Here is a 20628-nt window from a genome sequence, read left to right on the forward strand (position 1 = left end):
TCAAAAGATCAATATATAAACATTTCATCAAAGAAGATCCATGTCTTGTCCCCTTTCTTCTGGTGCCATTTGGGCAAGGCCGCGAGTGGCCGCACTACCACCTTCATGTTTTTCACCATTACAGGTTTGATCGGAATGGCATAGGAAGTTTGGTATGCCGATGTATCTTTTGAAGGCTGTTTGGGAATAAGTTTACCAAGCAGTGTCATCTTGCTGCCGGTTCCGCCCCAGACCTGGATTTCCCCCGGGGGCATAATATGGGAACCGATATCCACCAGGCCCGTAAGCCAGATAGATGACAGTTCGATAGGGTTGTTAAAATCCATGCTCACTTCCAGGTTCCTGCCATGATAACCGATCCACTTTGGCGTTTTAAAATTCAGGTCGCCCTTATCGAAATCGAACAGGGTGGCTGCGCCATTTCCTTTGTAGGCAGGATCCGGTGCTGATGCCAGGCGGAAAGAATCCGGTCTTTTTCCCTCGAGGTAGAACGCCCGCGTCGTAACCGGGCTGGTGATCCAACCCTTTTTATACGCCTTTGATTTAACTACTGCGGTACTGCTGATTTCCGCACCGCTGTCATATTTGAGGGAATGGATACTGTCGGGCTCACTTCCATCCAGGGTATAACGGATCTCAGCGCCCCTGACATAATGTTTCAGCAGTAAAGGCGTGCCTTGTTTGATTACCTGCGCCGCGTTTTCCACGATAGGCGCATTCAACTGGATTTGTATAGTATCACCGTCGAAACCTGACTCGATCTTCCAGGCTTTGTTCCTGTGTTGAAGGCTTTTGATATCCGCCAACGTTATTCCTGTATTCCAGCAATATAATTGCTGTAAAGCAGGCAATGCGGAAAGCTTCTCCACTCCTTTTGCTGTAACCTGCGTTCCCGAGAGTGACAGCTGGCGCAGCCTGGTCAGTGGCTTTAAGAATGCCAGGCCGGAATCTGAGATCTGCGTGAATGAAAGAATCAACTGCTGCAGGTTGGGAAACTGGGCAAGTACCTCAAGGTCTTTATTATTCACCGGCATCTTGTTCAGGTTCATACTGATCACCTGTTCTTTCACCGGCAGGATCTCACTGAGTTGCTTCGGGGTAAAATTTGCAGCACCGAAAAAATTAACCTCGAGTGCAGGCGAACCAGCGGCAAGCGGCGATATTACCCGGTAGTGATTGTTAAGGGAAGCAACGGTTCCTTCATCCGCCGGATCAAATTCAAACACCGGTTCAGATGGTGTTGAAAATTTCATTTCAGCAAGGATCCGGAGACTGTCTGCCGGATCAAGCTCAGTCAATCGTTTGGTCGTGCTGCTACCTGAGCGGACCCAATGATAAAGGATCGCAATCTCTTCTTCAGTCAGTTGCGGTTTGCCTTTTGGCGGCATGTGCTTCCGATCTTCAACGGGCAGGTGTACGCGACGCAGCATCAGACCGTAATCCTTGGCTGTCGTATCCCACAGGATCCCGTTTCGGCCGCCTTTAAGCAGTCCTGCCGGGGACTCCATTATCAGGTCTCCTTTGGCTTTCTGTGAATTGTGGCAATTAATACATTTCGCCTCGAGCACGGGTTTCACCAGGTGTTCGAAAACGAGCGCGTCTTCAAATGCAATCACCTGTTGCTGCTCATCCTTGCTGACCGGCGCAGTGAGGAACTGGTCACCATGCGTTATGGTAGCTCCCTGGTGCCCGGTAAAAATCAGCAGCACAAGGGTTGCCGCGGAAGTACTGAAATAAAGTAATCTTTTCTTTCTCAAAGAATCCCGTAACCCATACCAGAACATGCAAATAACAGGCAACAGTATACCGCCCCATTTATGCAGCATTACCGTATTGCCTTCATACCCTTCTTCCCGGGAAAGCAGTAATCCCATAATTGCGGTGATAGTGGACGTTACTGCGGTTGCCAGCAGCAATCCATCGCCGATGGAATCATACCAGTCTTTATCTGCATGGCGCCGGAAAATTCCAGACTCCCAGGCAATGTTAAGCAATAGGAGTACTACCGGGAAATGCAGAATGAGCGGATGCATCCTTCCGATAACCTGGAGCCAGGCCGGGACAACGATATACTTTTCTGCGGCAAGCAAAAAGAGCAGCAGGCAGTTACCGGCAAAAATGATATTAAATACAGTGTTCTTACGGATGGTCATTACACCAGGGATAATTTGTACGGGTAAACTTTTCCTGAATTCCATTGGGCAACATATAGGTTCTCATCATCATCGACACATACGTCGTGCGGATACGAAAATATAGCTGAAGACTGGCCCATATTCTGCAATGTGCCGCCAGTATAAGCGGGCTCAGTGCCACCGGGATTTGAAATCACTTTATCTGATTTGTCCAGGATGGTAATGAATCCTGACTGTTTCCATTGGCGGTCGTTGGACTGCAGCACAGCTGCATAAAGGTTGTCGCCATGAATTACCGGCCTGCACACCCATGCACCGGGCATTGCGATAGTGCCCAGGTATTTACCCATTAAGTCGTAACGCTTGAAAGCGTTTTCCATCCGCGAAGTAGCAATGAGGGTGGGATTGTTCTTATCACGCGCATCAAGGGCAATGCCGTGTGCATTAAGCAGGTTGGAAGGTTCGCTGCCCTTCCCGCCGAAATGGCCGAGATACCTGCCTGATGCATCATAGCGCAGGATATAGTCCTTGCCATAACCATCCGCCACATAGATATCACCGTTAGGTGCAATGGCAGTTTCAGTCGGAACGTATTCTTCAGCCTTTGTATATAGCCCGCTTTCTTTCGGGTAGTCAAGTACCATCAACTCACGGCCATCAATAGTTGTTTTGATCACCTGGTGACGGTTATTGTCACAGATGAACAGGACATCCGTACCATTTTCATTGAAGATGGTGAGACCATGTGCACCAGGATAACTGTTGCCCCATGTGGAAAGCAGCTTACCCTTTTTGCTGTATATAAGAACGTTGTTCTTTGTTTCATTGGTCAGCAAAAGGATGCGTCCCTTGCTGTCCTGCACCATTTCATGACAATCATTTACCGGGTTTCTACCTGCGTCGGCCTTACTCCAGGCTGTATCGATGCGGTATTTCTTTTTGCCATGACCGATGGTCTCCTTCCCGGAAAAAAAAGCTGACGGGTCAACAAAAGTGCCGGCCATTACAAGTGAACTGTTCCTGATAAATCCTCTGCGGTTCATACCAATATGGTGTTATGCTTTAATAATATCGTTTACTACTTTTCCTGCGACGTCGGTAAGACGATACCTGCGGCCGAGGTGCTTGAAAGTGAGTTGTTCGTGGTCCATGCCCATCAGGTGTAACACCGTTGCATGAAAATCATGTACGTGAACGGGGTTGTTGATGATATTGTATCCGTATTCATCTGTTTCTCCGTAAACTCCCGGTTTGATACCACCACCTGCCATCCAGATTGAAAAGCAACGTGGGTGATGATCACGGCCATAATTTTCTTTTGTCAAAGCACCCTGGCAGTAGTTGGTCCTGCCGAATTCACCACCCCAGATCACCAGGGTTTCATCAAGCAGTCCGCGTTGTTTCAGGTCTGTAACCAGGGCTGCAGATGCCTGGTCGGTATCCTGGCATTGGCCACGCATTTCACCTGGCAGGTTACCATGACTATCCCACCCCTGGTGATAAAGCTGAACAAAGCGTACGCCGTTTTCTGAAAGCTTTCTTGCCAGCAGGCAGTTTGCTGCATAGGTTCCGGGAACCAGGCAGTCGGCACCGTACAGCTTGATCACTGATTCGGGTTCTTTGCTAAGGTCCGTAACCTCCGGAACTGCTGTTTGCATGCGGTAAGCCATCTCGTACTGCTGCACTTTCGCACTGATTTCCGGGTCGCCGAACGTCTTGTAATTTTCATCGTTCAGGGCCGCGAGCTCGTCAAGCATTTTGCGGCGATCAGCCTTATCAATGGATTCGTGGTTGTTGAGATATAAAACGGGGTTCTCGCTGCTGCTGAACTGTACTCCCTGGTGGATGGAATCGAGGAAACCGTTGGTCCACAGTTTAGAGTAAACACCCTGGCCGTTTCCTTTTCCTTTAGACAGCAGCACGCAGAATGCGGGTAGGTTGGCATTCTCACTTCCCAGTCCATAACTCAGCCATGCACCCATGCTCGGCCGGTTACCGACCTGCGCACCTGTCTGGAAGAACGTGAGTGCGGGGTCATGGTTGATCGCCTCGGTGTACATGCTTTTGATGATGCACAGTTCATCTGCTATTGCAGCCGTGTGTGGCAGCAAATCACTTATCCATGCCCGTGATTCACCGTACTGGGCGAAATCATAGAAAGAACCGGCAAGTGGGAATTTCGTCTGGCCGGCAGTCATACCCGTCAGCCTCTGCCCCATCCTGATGGAAGCGGGAAGGTCCTTTCCAAACTGTTCGCGCAGCAATGGCTTGTAGTCAAACAGTTCCAGCTGCGAAGGTGCACCGTTCTGGAAAAGATAAATGATGCGTTTTGCTTTTGGTGCAAACTGGGGCAGTCGCTGAAGCAATTCCTCCTGGTGATCCTTGGAACCGAACAGGTCGGGAATCAGGAGGGATCCGAGGGCAACGCTTCCGACACCCAGGCTAAGTTTAGACAGGAACCTGCGCCTGTTCATATTCAGGTGGTGCTGCAGTACTTCTTTTTCCATTGTCAGGATTTTACGATGGTTTCTTCCATATTGTACATCAGGTTGATCACTTTCATCATCGCAGCGAGCCCGTCTTTATCGAGCTTTTCGTCATGAGCAAATTCTCCTACCCTGATTGTTTTTTCCGCGTTGAGTTGTTTGGCTTTGAAAGCCTGTAACTGGCTGTTGTAGTATTGATTCAATAATTCCAGTTCCTTAGCTGAAGGTTTCCGGCAGACGATCTTCCTGAAAGCGGTTTCCACGTTTGTTTCCGCATTAGCTCCGGTCTCAAGCAGGCGCTCGGCAAGTACCCTTGAAGCTTCCAGCACCAGTGGATCATTCATCATAGCAAGTGCCTGCAATGGCGTGTTCGTCTGAAGTCGTTTTACTTCGCACTGGTCGCGGTTGCTCGCATCGAAGATGATCATGGAAGGTGGTGGAACCGTCAGCTTGATGAAAGTATACATACCGCGCCGGTACAGGGCTTTACCCGTATCCTGCTGGTAAGTTGCCAGTGCTCCGCGGCCTGAAGTGGCACTTTCCCAAAGCCCCTTCGGCTGGTAAGGCTTCACACTTGGTCCGCCGATCTCAGGTACCAGCAGTCCGCTGCTGGATAATACGAGGTCCCTCACCCATTCTGCTTTCAGTCTCTGGCGTGGCGCGTGCGAGAGGTAAATATTTTCAGGATCTTTTTCCAGGCTTTTCTTTGACACCTGGGCAGATTGACGGTACGCAGATGACATTACAATCTGTTTCACCAGGCGTTTGATGTTCCAGCCGTTTTCCATGAAGTCGACCGCCAGCCAGTCGAGCAGTTGGGGATGTGAAGGAAGATCTCCCTGCATGCCAAAATCGCCTGAAGATTTAACGAGTCCGCGACCGAAGAACTCCTGCCACATCTGGTTCACAAACACCCGGGCGGTGAGCGGGTTCTTTTCACTTACCGTCCACTTCGCGAGACCGAGCCTGTTCCGTGGCAACTTAACGGTGTCATATTCCATTACCGACTGAAGTGCTGCCGGTCTAACGAGTGCACCGGGCTGGTCATACACGCCCCTGTTGAGCACATAAGTTTTACGTACCGTGTCCATCTCACCCATTACAGATACCATCAGTGAGCCGGTATCCTTTTTATTGATATAGGGAAGGATGTTTTTGATCTCATCTTCAGTAATCGAAAGGACAGGTTTTTTGGCAGGCCTTGATTGCAGGATATCGCCCTCAAAACCCAGTTCATAGGTATTATTGAAGAAGGCGAACAATTGGAAATAATCCTTCTGTGAAATCGGATCATACTTATGATCGTGGCACTGTGCACACTCAGCGGTTAGTCCCAGGATCCCCTTACTGAATGTTTTGGTCTTATCAATGATATATTCGATCCGGTATTCTTCGGGTATCACGCCGCCTTCCTCAGTGTATTTATGGTTCCTGAAAAAGCCGGTTGCCAGGATCTGTTCTTTCGATGCTTCGGGCAACATATCACCTGCTACCTGCAGGGTGACAAATTCATTATAGGGGATATTTTTATTGAAAGCATGGATTACCCAGTCGCGCCAGGCCCACTGGGTGCGGACATTATCATCCTGGTACCCATAACTATCCGAGTACCGCGCCACATCCAGCCAGTGCACCGCCATCTTTTCACCGAACTGGGGTGCGGCCAGCAATTCGTCAGTCATCTTTTCGTAGGCGTTTGCTGATTCATCAGCAAGGTATTTGTCCATCTGCTCCAGCGAAGGCGGCAGACCCGTCAGGTCGAGCGACAGCCTTTTAAGCAACCTTTCCTTATCGGCGAGGGCGTTTGGCTTAAGGCCTTTCTCCTGCAATTTCTCCAGGATGAACTGGTCGATTTCGTTGGATGCCCATTCCTTGTCCTTAACTTTTGGCAGCGGGGCTTTTTTAGGGGTGGTAAATGCCCAGTGAGGTTCATATACCGCTCCCTGCTCTATCCACCGGGTGAACAGTTCCACTTCATAAGGTGTAAGGGCGCCAAGGTGTGATTCCGGCGTAGGCATCTGGTAAGTTGGATCCTGCGAACTGATCCGCCTGATCAATTCGGAAGAATCAGGTTTGCCCGGCACTATGGCGTAAGCACCTTTTGTTTCTTTGAGCGGGGCGTAGGCAAATTGTGGATAGTCCAGCCGCAGGCCAGCTTCCTGCTTACTTACATCCGGACCGTGGCATTTAAAGCATTTGTCGGACAAAACCGGTCGGATGTGAAAATTATAGCTGACCTTTTCAGGCAGGGCAGTTTCATCTCCCGGGTTCTGGTTCAGGCAGGCGGCAAAGCCAATTACTAGGCTTGCAATTCCGGCAATGGCAATCAGTTGTTTTATTCTCATTCAGACAGAAGAAAATGATCCATCAAATGTATATACATATATACTTATAAAACCTTTTTTTCCTGTTTTTTTTTGGACCCGTATTTCCCCGGTTCCGGTAAACTGCCAAAAAAAGCAGGAATTGCCGGTTTCAATACTCTAAAATTAAGTTACATGTGGAAAGAATGAGACAACTGATTTACCAATAGCTGGTTGAAATTTAACAGAAGGTCATAAAAAAGGGTAAAGCACTTGGATGAGCAAGCGCTTTACCTGTTCACTATTTTTTCCTTCGCAGGCATTACCCTGATCAGGTAGTATGGGTGTTATCTCAGGTCTGAACAAACTAACCTAAAGTCAGTTTATTATTAAACCACCCCATAAATAGTGATTGTACCTGATATAGTGTCAAAACTGTGCCAGTTTTTCCTGCCGCTGAAATCCGGCCGTAGGTCCCAAAATTTGAGGAAATTTATGCAGTGGGTGTGGAATAGACTCAACAATTAAATTACGATCGGGTGATAGGTAAACAGGTGAATCAGTGACAGGTTACGGTGCAACTGCGGATATGAGCAACCAATGGATGGCGAATCTACCGGCACAGAAATTTTATCTGGAGGCAAAAAAATCATATGAAAGATTGGCTGCGCACTTTACTTGCCGGATACGGCGCCTATAAATGGGGCGGCGGTTGCCTGGGAACGATAGTAGTTTTTATACTGTTGTACTGGTTACTGGGACAAACAGGATGTTAGGTATGATTATTTTTTGAACCAGGCTGATGAAAAGACTGGTGATAATAATTCTTGTATTGGCAGCAGTTGGCACTGCTGTTTATTTTGTTGCAAGGAAATATGTCGAATCTCCCGACCTGGCGCGGCAGCTGAAAGAACGGCTCGTGCAACTTGTTGCGGAAAAAAGCAACGGCCTCTACCAGCTGAGCATCGGTGAAATTAATATTGATGCAGACAACACATCGGCGGTATTAAAGGATATCAGGTTGCAGACAGATAGCGTGTTACTCGGGCAACTTATCGAAAATCGTGTATCCCCTGCCGTTGTATATGATTTCTCCCTCGATAATCTCATCATCAAGAATGTTGACATTCTTTCTTTCCTGAATGAAAATTCGGCACGGTTAAAAACGATCACGGTCTCCGGCGGGAAGCTGGTAATCCGCCGGCTCGGCCGCGGAAAAGACAGTGTAGCCGTCGCCTCTGAGCCCAGGCATGAAGTATTGAAATCTGTAAGGCGCTCCCTCCGTGAAGTAAGGATCGATACCGTTCACATCAACGATATTGATTTCCGCTATGTTAACCTGAAAAAACAGGAACAGAAACTAAAGAAATTACATATCGACCTCTATTCAATCGCAATTGACAGCACGGCATTGCATGACAGCACCAGGATATTTTTCGCAAAGCAGATCATGGTTTCAATGGATAGCATTTCGCTGCCGGTAGCGAAAAATATGTACAGGCTGTCGGCAGAAAAGCTGGTCCTGGCTGCCGGTGAAAAAAGGATCACTACCATACACCAATTGCGTTTCCTGCCGGTATCCGGCAAAAGCCTTGAAGCGCTTGCAGCGGAGACAGGCAAACAAAGAGATGTGTTCAGGTTAAAAGTGTCTGATCTTACCATTCATGATTTTGATTACATGGCTTTACTGGAAGACAGCGCAATCGTAGCAGGATCGGTGATATTGAAAAAGCCTGTCCTGCAGGTTTTCAATGATAAAAGCCAACAGCCACCCACAGAGAGCAAGGTGGGAAAATATCCCATCCAGCTTCTTGCAAAACTACCATATGGAGTAAGGATTCCCCGGGTGGAGATTGAACAGGGCAGCGTCACTTACCAGGAAAAGAATGAGCAGGGAAACGATATCGGAAATATCAGTTTTGACCAGGTGAACGGAAGTGTTGGTCCTCTCCGGTTTTCGTCAGCAGGCACTTTCGCAGTGAAAGCGGAATTCCGGGCAAGGTTTATGTCCCGCTCGCCCATGCATGTCAGGTTCGACTTTCCCGTATCACGCAATGGCCAGTTTTCGGTCAGGGCCCGCTTCGATCCGTTTGAGGTGGAACAGCTAAACCAGGCAGCATTGCCCCTTGGCAGCATGAAGCTGAAAGAGGGGAAAGTAACACGGCTGGATTTTGAGATTAAAGGTGATAATACCAGTGCAACCGGGACTACCACCATGAACTACGAAGGGTTGAAAGTAGAAGTGATGAAAAGCGATGACGGTGAAGACTATAAGAAGAGAGGCTTACTGACATTGTTCGCCAACAAGTTCGTGTTAAACAAGGACAACAAACCAGGCGACAGGCACAAAGACACCTACACTGCGTCGTACAAGCGCGTAACTACAAAATCCTATTTCAACCTGGTTTGGAAGACGCTCTTTTACGGCGTAAAAGCAAATACCGGAGTAGGCCTGAAAGGAAGAGATAAAGAAAGGGCCAGGATACATTAACTTTATCTCCTTGTTATCAGCACAACAAATAAAGGAAACCCTCGGTCGGGAAGCAGCCGGGTATGTAAAGGATGGGATGACCATTGGCGTGGGCACAGGCTCCACTGCGTTCTGGTTCATCGCTGCATTGGGCGATCTCGTCAAAAGCGGGCTGGCCTGCAGGGCGGTACCCACCTCACTGGAAACAGACCGACTGCTCAGGCAGCTGAAGGTACCCGTTATATCACTCGCAGACACAGACGAAATAGACCTTACGATTGATGGGGCTGATGAAGTGGACCACCAGATGCAACTGATCAAGGGAGGTGGTGGCGCGCTGCTCCGTGAAAAGATGGTAGCGTTTTCTTCCAGGAAAATGATCATCATCGCAGATGAAACCAAACTGGTAAAAAAACTGGGCGCATATCCGCTGCCGGTAGAGGTGATTCCCTACGGGTACAGGCAGGTAAGTCTTCATATAAAATCAGAGTTCGGGATTGATCCCACACTGCGGATCAAAGACGGAAACCCGCTGCTGACCGATAACGGGCACTACATTATTGATTGTCCTTTCGGCGAAATCAATGATGCTGCGGCACTTCATATTATGCTGAACAATACGCCGGGAGTGGTTGATAATGGTCTCTTCCTTAATCTTGCAGACAATGCCCTGATCGGGTACAACGACGGAACAGTAAAACTCATATAGATCAATGAAAAGAACACTTGCCCTGATTATCTCATTTGTACTCCTGGAACAAAGCTTCGCACAGAAAACAGAAAAAGGCACCTCGTCCGGGAACCCGATATTCCCCGGCTGGTATGCCGATCCGGAAGCAATCATCTTCGGAAAAACTTACTGGGTCTACCCCACTTTTTCTGCACCTTACAACAAGCAGGTATTTCTTGATGCATTCTCCTCCCCTGATCTGGTGAACTGGAAAAAACATGAAAGGATCCTTGACACCAGTGCGGTGAAATGGGCCAAACGGGCTATGTGGGCTCCGTCCATTATCAAAAAGGATGATAAGTATTTCCTATTCTTTGGCGCCAATGATATCCAGAGTGATGCAGAATCAGGTGGCATCGGGCTGGCAGTAGCCGATAAGCCGGAGGGTCCGTATAAGGATTACCTGGGCAAACCGCTGGTCGGTAAGTTTCATAACGGCGCGCAACCCATTGACCAGTTCGTATACCGGGATGATGATGGACAGTACTACCTGATCTACGGAGGTTGGCGGCATTGCAATATTGCAAAACTCAACAATGATTTTACCGGGTTTACGCCATTTGAAGATGGCAGCACTTTCAAGGAAATAACACCTGAAAAATATGTGGAAGGTCCGTTCATGTTCAGGCACAACGGAAAATATTACTTCATGTGGTCAGAGGGTGGATGGACAGGCCCTGATTACAGTGTTGCCTATGCGATAGCAGATTCTCCGCTCGGGCCGTTTAAGCGGATCGGGACGATCCTTCAGCAGAATCCTGCAATTGCAACGGGGGCGGGACATCATTCCGTAATCCATCCTGACAAAGACAGCTGGTACATTGTGTATCACCGGAGACCGCTTACAGAGAAAGATGGCAACTCGAGGATGACCTGTATTGATAAAATGGAATTTGATGAGAACGGTTTGATCAAACCGGTTGTGATCACCAATGAGGGTGTAAAGAAAAGAAAAATCAGGTAGTACCGGTAGATTGCCGCACTACCAGTTCCGCTTCCATATTCACCTGTGTAACGCGAACACTGGAATCAAGGCCATCCAGAAGAATACGGGTGGCCTCTTTTCCCATTTCCTTCAATGGCTGGCGCAGGTAGGTCAGCGGGGCATAAAACAGGTCAAGACATTCCGTTTCATCGAAACTTACGAGTGCCAGTTGATCCGGCACTTTCAGGGATAAAGTGTTGATGTATTTAACCGCGTGTTCGGCAATCCTGTTGGAGGCAAACAACAAGGCATCCGGCGCAGGGTCGGCAGATAACAATTCCTTTGTGGCAGCAATAATCTCCGCGCTGTAACTCTTAATGCCCACCTGCCTGATCATATGCCTGCGTGCAGAAATGCCAAAGTACTTGCAGGCTTCCAGGAATCCGCGCTTTCTTTCATTGATGTGAAAAAGCTGGCTTTCGTAAGTGATCAGACCGATGCGCTGGCGGCCTTTTTCCGCGAGGTGCTGTACGGCCTTCCAGGAAGCATTGTAATTATCAAGACCGACATAATTGGAAGTGAGGCCCGGAAAATACCGGTCCACGAGTACGAACGGTACTTTTTGTTCCTGCAGCTGGCGGAGCTGATCTTCTGTACCCGCTGTGGCCGCGATAAGGAGTCCATCCACATTTCTGCCAGTAAAAGTTTCGATGAGTTTCGCAAACTTTTCCGGGTTTTCATCGGAGCTGCCGATGATCACGGTGTAGTTTCTTTTATCCGCTTCATCCTCGATGATACGTGCCAGTGAAGAAAAGTAAGGATTAGAAATATCCGCGACGATCATACCAATGGTATCCGTACGGTTTGTTTTCAGGCTTTTGGCGATCTGGTTGGGCCGGTAGTTCATGAGCCTGGCGGCTTCCCGGATCTTTTCTGCCACGTCCTTGCTGATACGCCCTTCCTTCTTATTGTTAAGGACGTAAGACACGAGGGCAGTTGATACGCCCACTTTCTCCGCAATGTCTTTCAGACAGACTTTTTTACCGTGATCAGCCATGGCAAGAAATCGTTAACAATTATTTAATCGTTTAAACAAATTTATAGGAGATTTCAAAAAATAAAAAGTAAAAATTCAGAAACGGACAATCGTCAGGGCCAGATTGGGCTTATTTGAAGCTGTTTCAAGTGTTAAAATCAGGACATGTGTTTAATCGATTAAACAGAATGTGGTAATTTTGTGCTGAATCCTGATTGATTAACCAAACACTTTAAAAGATGACAACAACAACTAAAAATATCGGACTCGTTGCAGCAAATGCCACCGGTCACCCACTTGAACTCCCTGTTTCAAACGCAGTAAATGGCTATCGCCTGAAAAAGGTATTTATCCAGGGTGATCTATCGGAAAGCCTGGCTAAGACCCATTACCCCATGGCGGAAATAGTCGGCGACCTGCGCGATCTCATTCACGACGAATCCATTGACCTGGTACTGGTAGAAGCCCCCAAGGGCGCGGACCTCGGTATCGTCAAAGAGGTTCTTGATGCCGGAAAGCACGTCCGGATTCTATAATTAAAAAACAATTATGCATAATCCCATATATCCACACATTTCAAAACGTAAGGCCTATGTGGCCTGGTCACCAAAAACCAATACTAAAGAACAGATGAGCAAAACGGCAAATGACACAACAGACAGTCTGCAGAAACCAGCGAAGAAAAAAAAAATGCTCGCAGGGCTTAAGCCCAGCCTGTTGACACTGACAATCGGCGGATTCAGCATCGGGATGACGGAATTCATGATGATGGGCGTTCTTCCGGATGTTGCTTCCGACCTTGGTGTCACTATTCCGGCCGCAGGCCACCTCATCGCGGTATACGCCCTCGGTGTGGTGATCGGCGCGCCGCTGATGGTGGCACTTGCCGGTAATTACCCGCCACGGAAAGTCCTGATTACGCTCATGGCGATGTTCGCTGTATTTAATGGTTTGTTTGCGATCGCTCCCAATTACGGGACATTAATGATCGCGAGGCTGTTTTCCGGCCTCCCTCACGGCGCCTTCTTCGGAATGGGCGCCGTTGTTGCAAGCAGGCTGGCCGAACCGGGCCGTGAAGCCAGGTCGGTATCCCTGATGTTCGCAGGCCTGACCCTGGCAAACATCATCGGGGTGCCCATGGGTACCTATATCGGCCACAACCTCAGCTGGCGCCTTTCCTTTGTCATTATTGCCGCCATTGCAGCCATCGCTGCCATAAGCATCAGGCGCTGGATGCCTGACCTGAAGGCGGAAGGAGGCACCAGCTTCCGCGACAGCCTGCGCATTTTCAGGAAACCTGAGCTCTGGCTCATAATTGGAATTGCCTCGATCGGTACGGGCGGGCTCTTTGCCTGGATCTCTTATATCGCCCCCCTCATGACTGAAGTTGCCGGTTTCGGCAGCAATGCGATCACCTATATCATGATCGTGGCCGGGGTCGGTATGGCGGCAGGAAATTATTTTGGCGGCAGGCTTGCAGATCGGTTTTCACCCCTGAAGACAACAGGTTCCCTTCTCCTGCTCATGATCGTTTCACTACTCGTCGTAGCTACTGTTTCCCGTTTCCAGGTTCCCGCGGTGATCATGACATTTGTCACCGGCGCAATTGCCTTTGCAGTAATCGCACCCATGCAGATGCTCATTATTAACGCAGCCAAAGGATCAGAAATGCTGGCGTCGGCCTCACTGCAGGCATCGGCAAACATGGGTAATGCCCTGGGTGCCTACCTTGGCGGAATACCGATCGCAGCCGGACTGGGATTCACCTCACCACAGTATGTCGGTGCCCTGCTGGCATTTATCGGCTTTCTTTTCTGCCTTTCACTTGCCCGCAAATCGGGCCGGAAAACAGCACTGGCGGCTACTGCCTGACCGGCTTTTGCCCGTCACGGAATTTTGCCCGTAAAGCTTCATCGAACCTTTATTTATACTTTTTTGTATAGATAAAGGTATTTTTGTAGCCGCAACGGGCTTTATCATTTTATCAATACCATACCATGAGTAATGAATTAAGCACGATCGAACAACACGTCCTCAGCGATTATAAATATGGGTTTGTGACCAATATTGAAGCTGATGAAGCTCCCAGGGGACTTAGTGAGGACACCGTCCGTTTTATCTCCGCCAAAAAGAATGAGCCGGAATGGATGCTGGAATGGCGGCTGAAAGCATACAGGCACTGGTGCAATATGACCATTCCGCACTGGGCAAATATCAAATATCCGCCCATCGATTTCCAGGACATCATCTATTATTCCGCACCGAAACAAAAAGTGACGCCGAAAAGCCTCGACGAGATCGATCCCGAACTGCGCCGCACTTTCGAAAAACTGGGTATCTCCCTGGAAGAACAGAAGAGACTCAGCGGTGTTGCCGTAGACGCAGTGATAGACAGTGTATCCATTGGAACAACATTTAAAGCACAACTTGCCGAACTGGGAATTATTTTCTGTTCCATGAGCGAAGCGATCCGCGAACATCCTGAACTGGTCAGGAAATACATCGGCTCTGTTGTGCCGATTACCGACAATTATTTCGCGGCTCTGAACTCTGCCGTTTTCAGTGACGGATCTTTCTGTTATATCCCAAAAGGTGTGCGGTGTCCGATGGAACTGTCGACCTATTTCCGGATCAACGCAGAAAACACCGGGCAGTTTGAACGCACCCTGATAGTAGCGGAAGAGGGCAGTTATGTCAGCTACCTCGAAGGTTGTACCGCACCGATGCGTGATGAAAACCAGCTGCACGCTGCAGTTGTGGAACTCATCACAATGGATCACGCCGAAATAAAATACTCCACCGTACAGAACTGGTATCCCGGTGACAAGCAGGGTAACGGCGGCATTTACAACTTCGTTACCAAGCGCGGCATTTGTAAGGGAAACCATTCCAAGATCTCGTGGACACAGGTTGAAACAGGATCGGCAATCACCTGGAAATACCCAAGCGTTATCCTGAAAGGTGATCACAGTACCGGTGAATTCTATTCAGTAGCCGTTACCAATAACCACCAGCAGGCGGACACGGGAACCAAAATGATGCACCTGGGAAAAAACACCCGGAGCAGGATCGTATCAAAAGGAATTTCTGCCGGAGTCAGCAATAACAGCTACCGCGGACTGGTTCACATTGGCAAGAACGCTGCAGACGCACGTAACTTCTCGCAATGCGACTCACTGTTGTTGGGAGATAAATGTGGTGCGCATACCTTCCCATATATCGAAGTAAAGAACAACACTGCTGTTGTGGAACATGAAGCCACTACCTCCAAGATAGGCGAAGACCAGATCTTCTATTGCAACCAGCGGGGCATCGACACTGAAACCGCAGTGGCCCTGATCATTAACGGGTTCGCAAAGGAAGTGATGAACCAGCTGCCAATGGAATTCGCAGTGGAAGCGCAAAAACTGCTGGCCATCAGTCTCGAAGGCAGCGTAGGCTAACCACAAGCGCAGTTCAACCAATTTTGAAATTTGAATTTGACTTTGAAATATCATGATAAAGATTAAAAACTTACATGCAGGCATTGAAGGAAAACAGATCCTTAACGGCATTGACCTTGACATCAGGCCTGGTGAAGTACACGCCATCATGGGACCAAACGGTTCCGGAAAGAGCACGCTGGCTTCAGTGCTGGCGGGAAGGGAAGATTATGAAGTCACTAAAGGATCAGTTGAGTTCCTGGGTAGAGACCTGCTTGAACTGAAGCCAGAAGAACGGGCAGGCGAAGGACTGTTCCTCGCTTTCCAGTACCCCGTTGAGATCCCCGGACTAAGCACCATCAATTTCATCAAGACTGCGGTAAACGAAGTCCGAAAGTACAAAGGCCAGGAACCACTGGATGCCGTCGCCTTCCTTAAGCTCATGAATGAAAAGATGGCGCTGATGAACATGGATAAAACATTACTGAGCCGTTCACTCAATGAAGGGTTTTCCGGTGGTGAAAAAAAGCGCAATGAGATCTTCCAGATGGCAATGCTGCAACCGAAGCTTGCCATCCTTGATGAAACCGATTCCGGTCTCGATATCGATGCGATCCGCATAGTTGCCAATGGCGTAAACAAATTGAAAAGCAGCGACAATGCCATACTGGTGGTGACTCACTACCAGCGCCTGCTGGATTATATCGTACCTGATTTTGTACACGTACTGTACAATGGACGTATTGTTAAATCCGGCTCCAAAGAACTGGCCCTCGAGCTCGAAGAGAAAGGATATGATTTTATCAAGAATGAGAACCCAACAATAAACGAACCGGCATGGACACGCTGACCTATTTTAAAAAAAGATTTGAGCAGCTGGGCAATGCAAACGGGAATGGGCTGTCTGCCATCCGGCGGAATGCGTTTGACGCATTCTCCAAAATGGGCGTTCCTACTTCGCGACATGAAGAATGGAAGTACACCCGTATCAGTTCACTGTTCAATAAAGAATACGAGATTCCCGGGGAAACCGTGGAATCCGGCATCTCCCCTGCTGACCTGGATGGCATTCGGCTGCCAGGATACGGGGAAGCCAACGAGCTGTTTTTTGTAAACGGAATTTATTCACCGGAACTTTCGGTGGTACGATCACCTGAGTTGCAGGTGCAGAACCTCGAGAAGGCTGCGGCAGGCGAACACGCTGCCTGGATCAAAGCACAATTAGGGCACAGCGCTACATACCTGAAAGATGGTATTAACGCATTGAATACAGCCTTTGCCCATGGTGGTGCATTCCTGAAAGTGAAAAAAGGAAGCATTACCGAACATCCTGTATACATCTACAATATCACTGACGCCCGGGGCAGGAATATGTTATCGCAGCCGAGGAGCCTTATACATGTAACGGAGAATGCACAGGTAAGCATTGTTGAAACCTATGCAAGCTTCGGAAAGGAAGAAAGTTTTTCCAACCAGGTAATGGAAGTAGTGATGGAGAGGGATGCGATGCTGGAATACTATAAAATCCAGAACGACGAAAGCAGGACGGGACAGGTGAGTACCACGCATATCCGCCAGTCGGGCAAAAGTCATGTGCATGCAGTAACGGTTACGCTCGGTGGAAAGATGGTGCGCAATAACCTGAACATTGTGATGGAAGAGCAGCATTCCGAAGCGCATATGTACGGCTTTTATTTTCCGGAAGGTGATGCGCATGTCGACAATCATACCATTGTAGACAATGTGGCGCCGAACTGCTACAGTAATGAACTGTACAAAGGGGTGATGAAAGAAAATTCAACCGGCGTGTTCAATGGAAAGATTTTTGTCCGGCAGCAGGCCCAGAAGACAAATGCTTACCAGTCGAACAAGAACATCCTGTTATCGCCCGATGCAACAATAAACACAAAGCCGCAGCTTGAAATATTTGCAGATGATGTAAAGTGTTCACATGGCTGTACAGTTGGAAAGCTTGATGAAGAAGGACTGTTTTATCTCAGGTCCAGGGGTGTTCCTGAATCCATAGCCAGGTCATTGCTCCTGCATGGATTTGCACTCGACGTCCTGGAGCAGATCCGACCAGAACACATTCGAACCTATGTAGACAGACTCATTTCTGAACGACTAGAATTATTGTAGCATGATTGACGCACAAACAATTCAAAGCAGGTTTGATATTGACCATATCAGGAGCCAGTTTCCCATCCTCAGCCGGGAAGTGAAAGGCAAGCCATTGGTATACTTCGACAATGCCGCGACCTCGCAGAAGCCGCGGCAGGTTATCGATGCGCTGGTGCATTACTACTCTTACCAGAATGCCAACATCCACAGGGGAATACATTCCCTCGCGGAAGAAGCCACTGCCGCTTTCGAGGATACACGTGATGAAGTGAAGAGGTTTATCAATGCGGCACATCGTGAAGAGATCATTTTCACCCGCGGGGCTACTGAGGGTATCAACCTGGTTGCCTATACCTGGGGTCGCCAGAATATTTCTGCAGGCGATGAGATCATTATCTCCGCCATGGAGCACCATTCCAATATAGTGCCGTGGCAGCTGCTCTGCGAGGAGAAAGGCGCCCTGCTCCGGGTAATACCTGTTACCGGCAAGGGTGAGCTCGACATGGATGCATTCAGGAAAATGCTGACCGGGAAAACAAAACTGGTTGCTGTAGTGCATGTTTCAAATGCGCTGGGAACAGTTAACCCTGCCCGTGAAATCATTACCCTGGCACATGAGGCAGGAGCACTTGTCCTGCTCGATGGTGCGCAGTCAACCGTTCACCTCGATATCGACGTGCAGGAGCTGAACGTTGACTTTTTCGTATTCTCAGGGCACAAGATTTATGGTCCGACCGGCGCCGGGGTGTTATACGGGAAGAAGCATTTACTTGAAGAGATGCCCGTCTTCCTCGGTGGCGGGGAAATGATCAAAGAAGTGAGTTTTGAGGGTACTACGTACAATGAACTACCATACAAGTACGAGGCGGGAACGCCTAATATTGCGGATACTGTCGCACTGAAAGCAGCGCTTGAGTTTATCCGCCACACGGGCAAGGAAAATATCCGCAGGCATGAAAATGAACTGCTTGCCTATGCCACGGAAAAACTGGAACAGATCCCCGGGGTACGGATCATCGGAACGGCGAAGGAAAAGATCAGCGTTATTTCATTTGTGATAGACAAGGTTCATCCCCAGGATGTCGGCATCCTGCTCGACAATCGCGGTGTAGCGGTGAGGACAGGCCATCATTGCGCGCAGCCGCTGATGGACATCTTCTGCATTCCTGGTACGATCAGGGCATCCTTCGCGATGTACAACACGAAAGAAGAGATAGATGAAATGATCACCGGGGTGCAACGCGCGATCAAGTTATTATCCTGACAATAACCCGGAAATGAAAACAGTAAAACCGATAGTGGAAACAGAACAGGAGATCATCGAGGAATTCGGCCTCTTTGATTCGTGGGATGAGAAATATGAGTACATCATAGATCTCGGCAAAAAGCTGCCCACGCTGGACGAGGAATACAAGCAGGACGAAAACCGGGTGAGAGGCTGCCAGTCGACAGTGTGGCTCGTGGCCTTTTACCACGACGGGCAGGTAACATTCAAAGCCGACAGTGACGCTGTGATCGTGAAGGGGCTCATCAGTATGCTGATCAGGGTTTTGTCCGGCCACAGTCCCGATGAGATCATCAATGCACCACTCGGCTTTATAGACAGTATAGGAATGACCAGCCATTTGGCGCAGACCCGGTCGAACGGGTTGCTGGCCATGGTGAGGCAGATGAAGCATTATGCGCTGGCATTCAAATTAAAACACCAATCAGCCGCTACGTAGCATGGAAACAACAGACTTAAAACAACAGGTTATTGATTGCCTGCAAACGATATACGATCCGGAGATACCGGTAAGCATATACGAACTGGGGCTGATCTATGAAGTCGAAATTTTGCCGATAGGGAATGTCCAGATCGTGATGACGCTCACGGCACCCGGTTGCCCGGCAGCCCAGTCGTTACCCGTGGAAGTAGACCAGAAAGTGCGCAACATCCCGGGGGTAAACGACGTACATGTGGCGGTAACCTGGAATCCACCCTGGAATAAGAGCATGATGTCAGAAGCGGCGCAACTGGAACTAGGAATGTTGTAATAAGCATCACATGAAAATTTCAGCACAGGAAGAATACGGTTTGCGGATCCTGATCCGGATTGCGGGCTGCAAGTCCGCAACAGGCATGAGTATCCCACAACTCAGTGAGGCTGAGGGGCTAAGCCAGACTTATGTAGCGAAACTTACCCGCCTGATGCGCATTGAGGGATTCATCAACAGTACCCCGGGTAATAAAGGCGGTTATGTATTGGCGAGACCCGCTGAAACCATCGTCATCAACCAGGTCCTGAAAGCGCTTGGGGGAACGATGTTCGACAAGGAATTCTGCGGCTTTCATGCGGGCAATATGAACCTGTGCACCCACTCTGTCGACTGCTCCGCCCGCTCACTCTGGCAGCTGATCCAGTACACGCTCGACCAGATGCTCGACAAAGTTACCCTGCACGATCTCGTTAATACGGAAAAAGAATCAGGAAAAATTCTTGCGTCAAAATTTTTCATTTGATGATTTGTAAAAAAGAATTTAATTTAAAGGAACGATTAGCTCTCTCAAATTCTTTGCCATGGATACCGTCAGAAATATCCTGCAATTAAAAGGAAACCTGGTTTATACAGTGAGTCCGGATAGCTCAGTGTATGAAGCCCTCGAATTACTTGAATCAAAAAACCTGGGATCATTGGTCATCGTAGAAGATGACGGGAAGTTGGACGGAATATTCACTGAACGCGACTATGCACGCAAAGTCATTCTCAAAGGACGATCCTCGAAGGAAACATTTGTACGGGACATTATGACTGATGATCCGATTTTCGTAACGCCTGACACCAAGATCGAAGAATGCATGAAGCTGATGACTGAAAAGTTCATCCGCCACCTGCCTGTGCTGGAAAATAATCAATTGATCGGACTAGTATCGATTGGTGATTTAGTGAAGTACATCATCAATCAAAAGGATTTTATTATTGAGAACCTGGAACATTATATCTGTAGCTGAAAAGGGT

The 20628-nt window shown here is 48.6% G+C and carries 19 protein-coding genes and 1 riboswitch; of the genes, 14 read left to right on the forward strand and 5 right to left on the reverse strand.

Annotated features, from left to right (window positions below; translation table 11 throughout):
- Positions 1–8 precede the first annotated feature (8 nt).
- The 4 genes from OI18_RS17070 to OI18_RS17085 are packed head-to-tail and all read right to left on the reverse strand — an operon-like array spanning position 9 to position 6966.
- Entirely contained in the window at positions 9–2198 is a 2190-nt protein-coding gene (locus tag OI18_RS17070) for an FN3 associated domain-containing protein (RefSeq protein ID WP_082038019.1), read from the reverse strand.
- Positions 2153–3178 (reverse strand): NHL repeat-containing protein, encoded by a 1026-nt coding sequence (locus OI18_RS17075; RefSeq protein ID WP_039141979.1) that lies wholly within the window; start codon positions 3176–3178, stop codon positions 2153–2155. Before OI18_RS17075 ends, OI18_RS17070 begins: the two co-directional genes overlap by 46 nt.
- A gap of 12 nt (positions 3179–3190) precedes the next feature.
- Positions 3191–4642, reverse strand: a complete 1452-nt coding sequence (locus OI18_RS17080; RefSeq protein WP_039141981.1) for a DUF1501 domain-containing protein — start codon at positions 4640–4642, stop codon at positions 3191–3193.
- Between the two features lie 2 nt (positions 4643–4644).
- A complete protein-coding gene (locus OI18_RS17085) occupies positions 4645–6966 on the reverse strand; it encodes a PSD1 and planctomycete cytochrome C domain-containing protein (RefSeq protein WP_039141982.1) in 2322 nt (773 codons plus the stop codon).
- A 249-nt stretch (positions 6967–7215) separates the two neighbouring features.
- Positions 7216–7336, reverse strand: a riboswitch (TPP riboswitch).
- Between the two features lie 241 nt (positions 7337–7577).
- Here OI18_RS17085 and OI18_RS25105 point away from each other — a divergent pair.
- From OI18_RS25105 to OI18_RS17100, 4 genes are read left to right on the forward strand one after another with little or no spacing between them, the layout of a single operon-like run.
- On the forward strand, positions 7578–7700 hold the full coding sequence (locus tag OI18_RS25105) for a hypothetical protein (RefSeq protein ID WP_262494019.1): 123 nt from the start codon (positions 7578–7580) through the stop codon (positions 7698–7700).
- A gap of 26 nt (positions 7701–7726) precedes the next feature.
- Entirely contained in the window at positions 7727–9415 is a 1689-nt protein-coding gene (locus OI18_RS17090; RefSeq protein ID WP_039141984.1) for an AsmA family protein, read from the forward strand.
- Between the two features lie 10 nt (positions 9416–9425).
- Positions 9426–10103 carry a ribose-5-phosphate isomerase RpiA gene (gene rpiA / locus OI18_RS17095; protein WP_082038020.1) on the forward strand — a complete coding sequence of 226 codons (678 nt, stop codon included), beginning with the start codon at positions 9426–9428 and terminating at the stop codon, positions 10101–10103.
- 4 nt (positions 10104–10107) lie between these two features.
- A complete protein-coding gene (locus OI18_RS17100; RefSeq protein WP_039141985.1) occupies positions 10108–11088 on the forward strand; it encodes a glycoside hydrolase family 43 protein in 981 nt (326 codons plus the stop codon).
- Here the strand turns inward: OI18_RS17100 and OI18_RS17105 are convergent.
- The gene (locus OI18_RS17105) at positions 11081–12106 is read right to left on the reverse strand and encodes a LacI family DNA-binding transcriptional regulator (RefSeq protein ID WP_039141989.1); all 1026 of its coding nucleotides are present in this window, start codon (positions 12104–12106) and stop codon (positions 11081–11083) included. The two genes, OI18_RS17100 and OI18_RS17105, sit on opposite strands and share 8 nt — an antisense overlap.
- Positions 12107–12324: 218 nt before the next feature.
- Here OI18_RS17105 and OI18_RS17110 point away from each other — a divergent pair, with 218 nt between their 5' ends.
- The 10 genes from OI18_RS17110 (at position 12325) to OI18_RS17155 (ending at position 20621) form a co-directional block, all read left to right on the forward strand.
- Complete coding sequence (locus OI18_RS17110; RefSeq protein ID WP_039141991.1) at positions 12325–12621, forward strand: hypothetical protein; 297 nt, start codon at positions 12325–12327, stop codon at positions 12619–12621.
- 13 nt (positions 12622–12634) lie between these two features.
- Complete coding sequence (locus tag OI18_RS17115) at positions 12635–13957, forward strand: MFS transporter (RefSeq protein WP_240312790.1); 1323 nt, start codon at positions 12635–12637, stop codon at positions 13955–13957.
- 125 nt (positions 13958–14082) lie between these two features.
- The gene (gene sufB / locus OI18_RS17120; protein ID WP_039141994.1) at positions 14083–15528 is read left to right on the forward strand and encodes a Fe-S cluster assembly protein SufB; all 1446 of its coding nucleotides are present in this window, start codon (positions 14083–14085) and stop codon (positions 15526–15528) included.
- Positions 15529–15580: 52 nt separating this feature from the next.
- Positions 15581–16357 carry a Fe-S cluster assembly ATPase SufC gene (gene sufC / locus OI18_RS17125; protein WP_039141995.1) on the forward strand — a complete coding sequence of 259 codons (777 nt, stop codon included), beginning with the start codon at positions 15581–15583 and terminating at the stop codon, positions 16355–16357.
- On the forward strand, positions 16345–17646 hold the full coding sequence (gene sufD / locus OI18_RS17130; protein ID WP_039141998.1) for a Fe-S cluster assembly protein SufD: 1302 nt from the start codon (positions 16345–16347) through the stop codon (positions 17644–17646). Before sufC ends, sufD begins: the two co-directional genes overlap by 13 nt.
- Before the next feature lies 1 nt (position 17647).
- Positions 17648–18892: a cysteine desulfurase gene (locus tag OI18_RS17135; protein WP_039142001.1), complete on the forward strand. Its 1245-nt coding sequence runs from the start codon at positions 17648–17650 to the stop codon at positions 18890–18892.
- Positions 18893–18905: 13 nt separating this feature from the next.
- A complete protein-coding gene (locus OI18_RS17140; RefSeq protein WP_039142003.1) occupies positions 18906–19352 on the forward strand; it encodes a SufE family protein in 447 nt (148 codons plus the stop codon).
- A 1-nt stretch (position 19353) separates the two neighbouring features.
- Positions 19354–19665 (forward strand): SUF system Fe-S cluster assembly protein, encoded by a 312-nt coding sequence (locus tag OI18_RS17145; RefSeq protein WP_039142006.1) that lies wholly within the window; start codon positions 19354–19356, stop codon positions 19663–19665.
- Between the two features lie 10 nt (positions 19666–19675).
- Positions 19676–20131: an RrF2 family transcriptional regulator gene (locus tag OI18_RS17150; RefSeq protein WP_039142007.1), complete on the forward strand. Its 456-nt coding sequence runs from the start codon at positions 19676–19678 to the stop codon at positions 20129–20131.
- 58 nt (positions 20132–20189) lie between these two features.
- Positions 20190–20621 (forward strand): CBS domain-containing protein, encoded by a 432-nt coding sequence (locus OI18_RS17155; protein ID WP_039142009.1) that lies wholly within the window; start codon positions 20190–20192, stop codon positions 20619–20621.
- Positions 20622–20628: the final 7 nt, after the last annotated feature.

Source organism: Flavihumibacter solisilvae, assembly GCF_000814475.1.
Taxonomy (GTDB): domain Bacteria; phylum Bacteroidota; class Bacteroidia; order Chitinophagales; family Chitinophagaceae; genus Flavihumibacter; species Flavihumibacter solisilvae.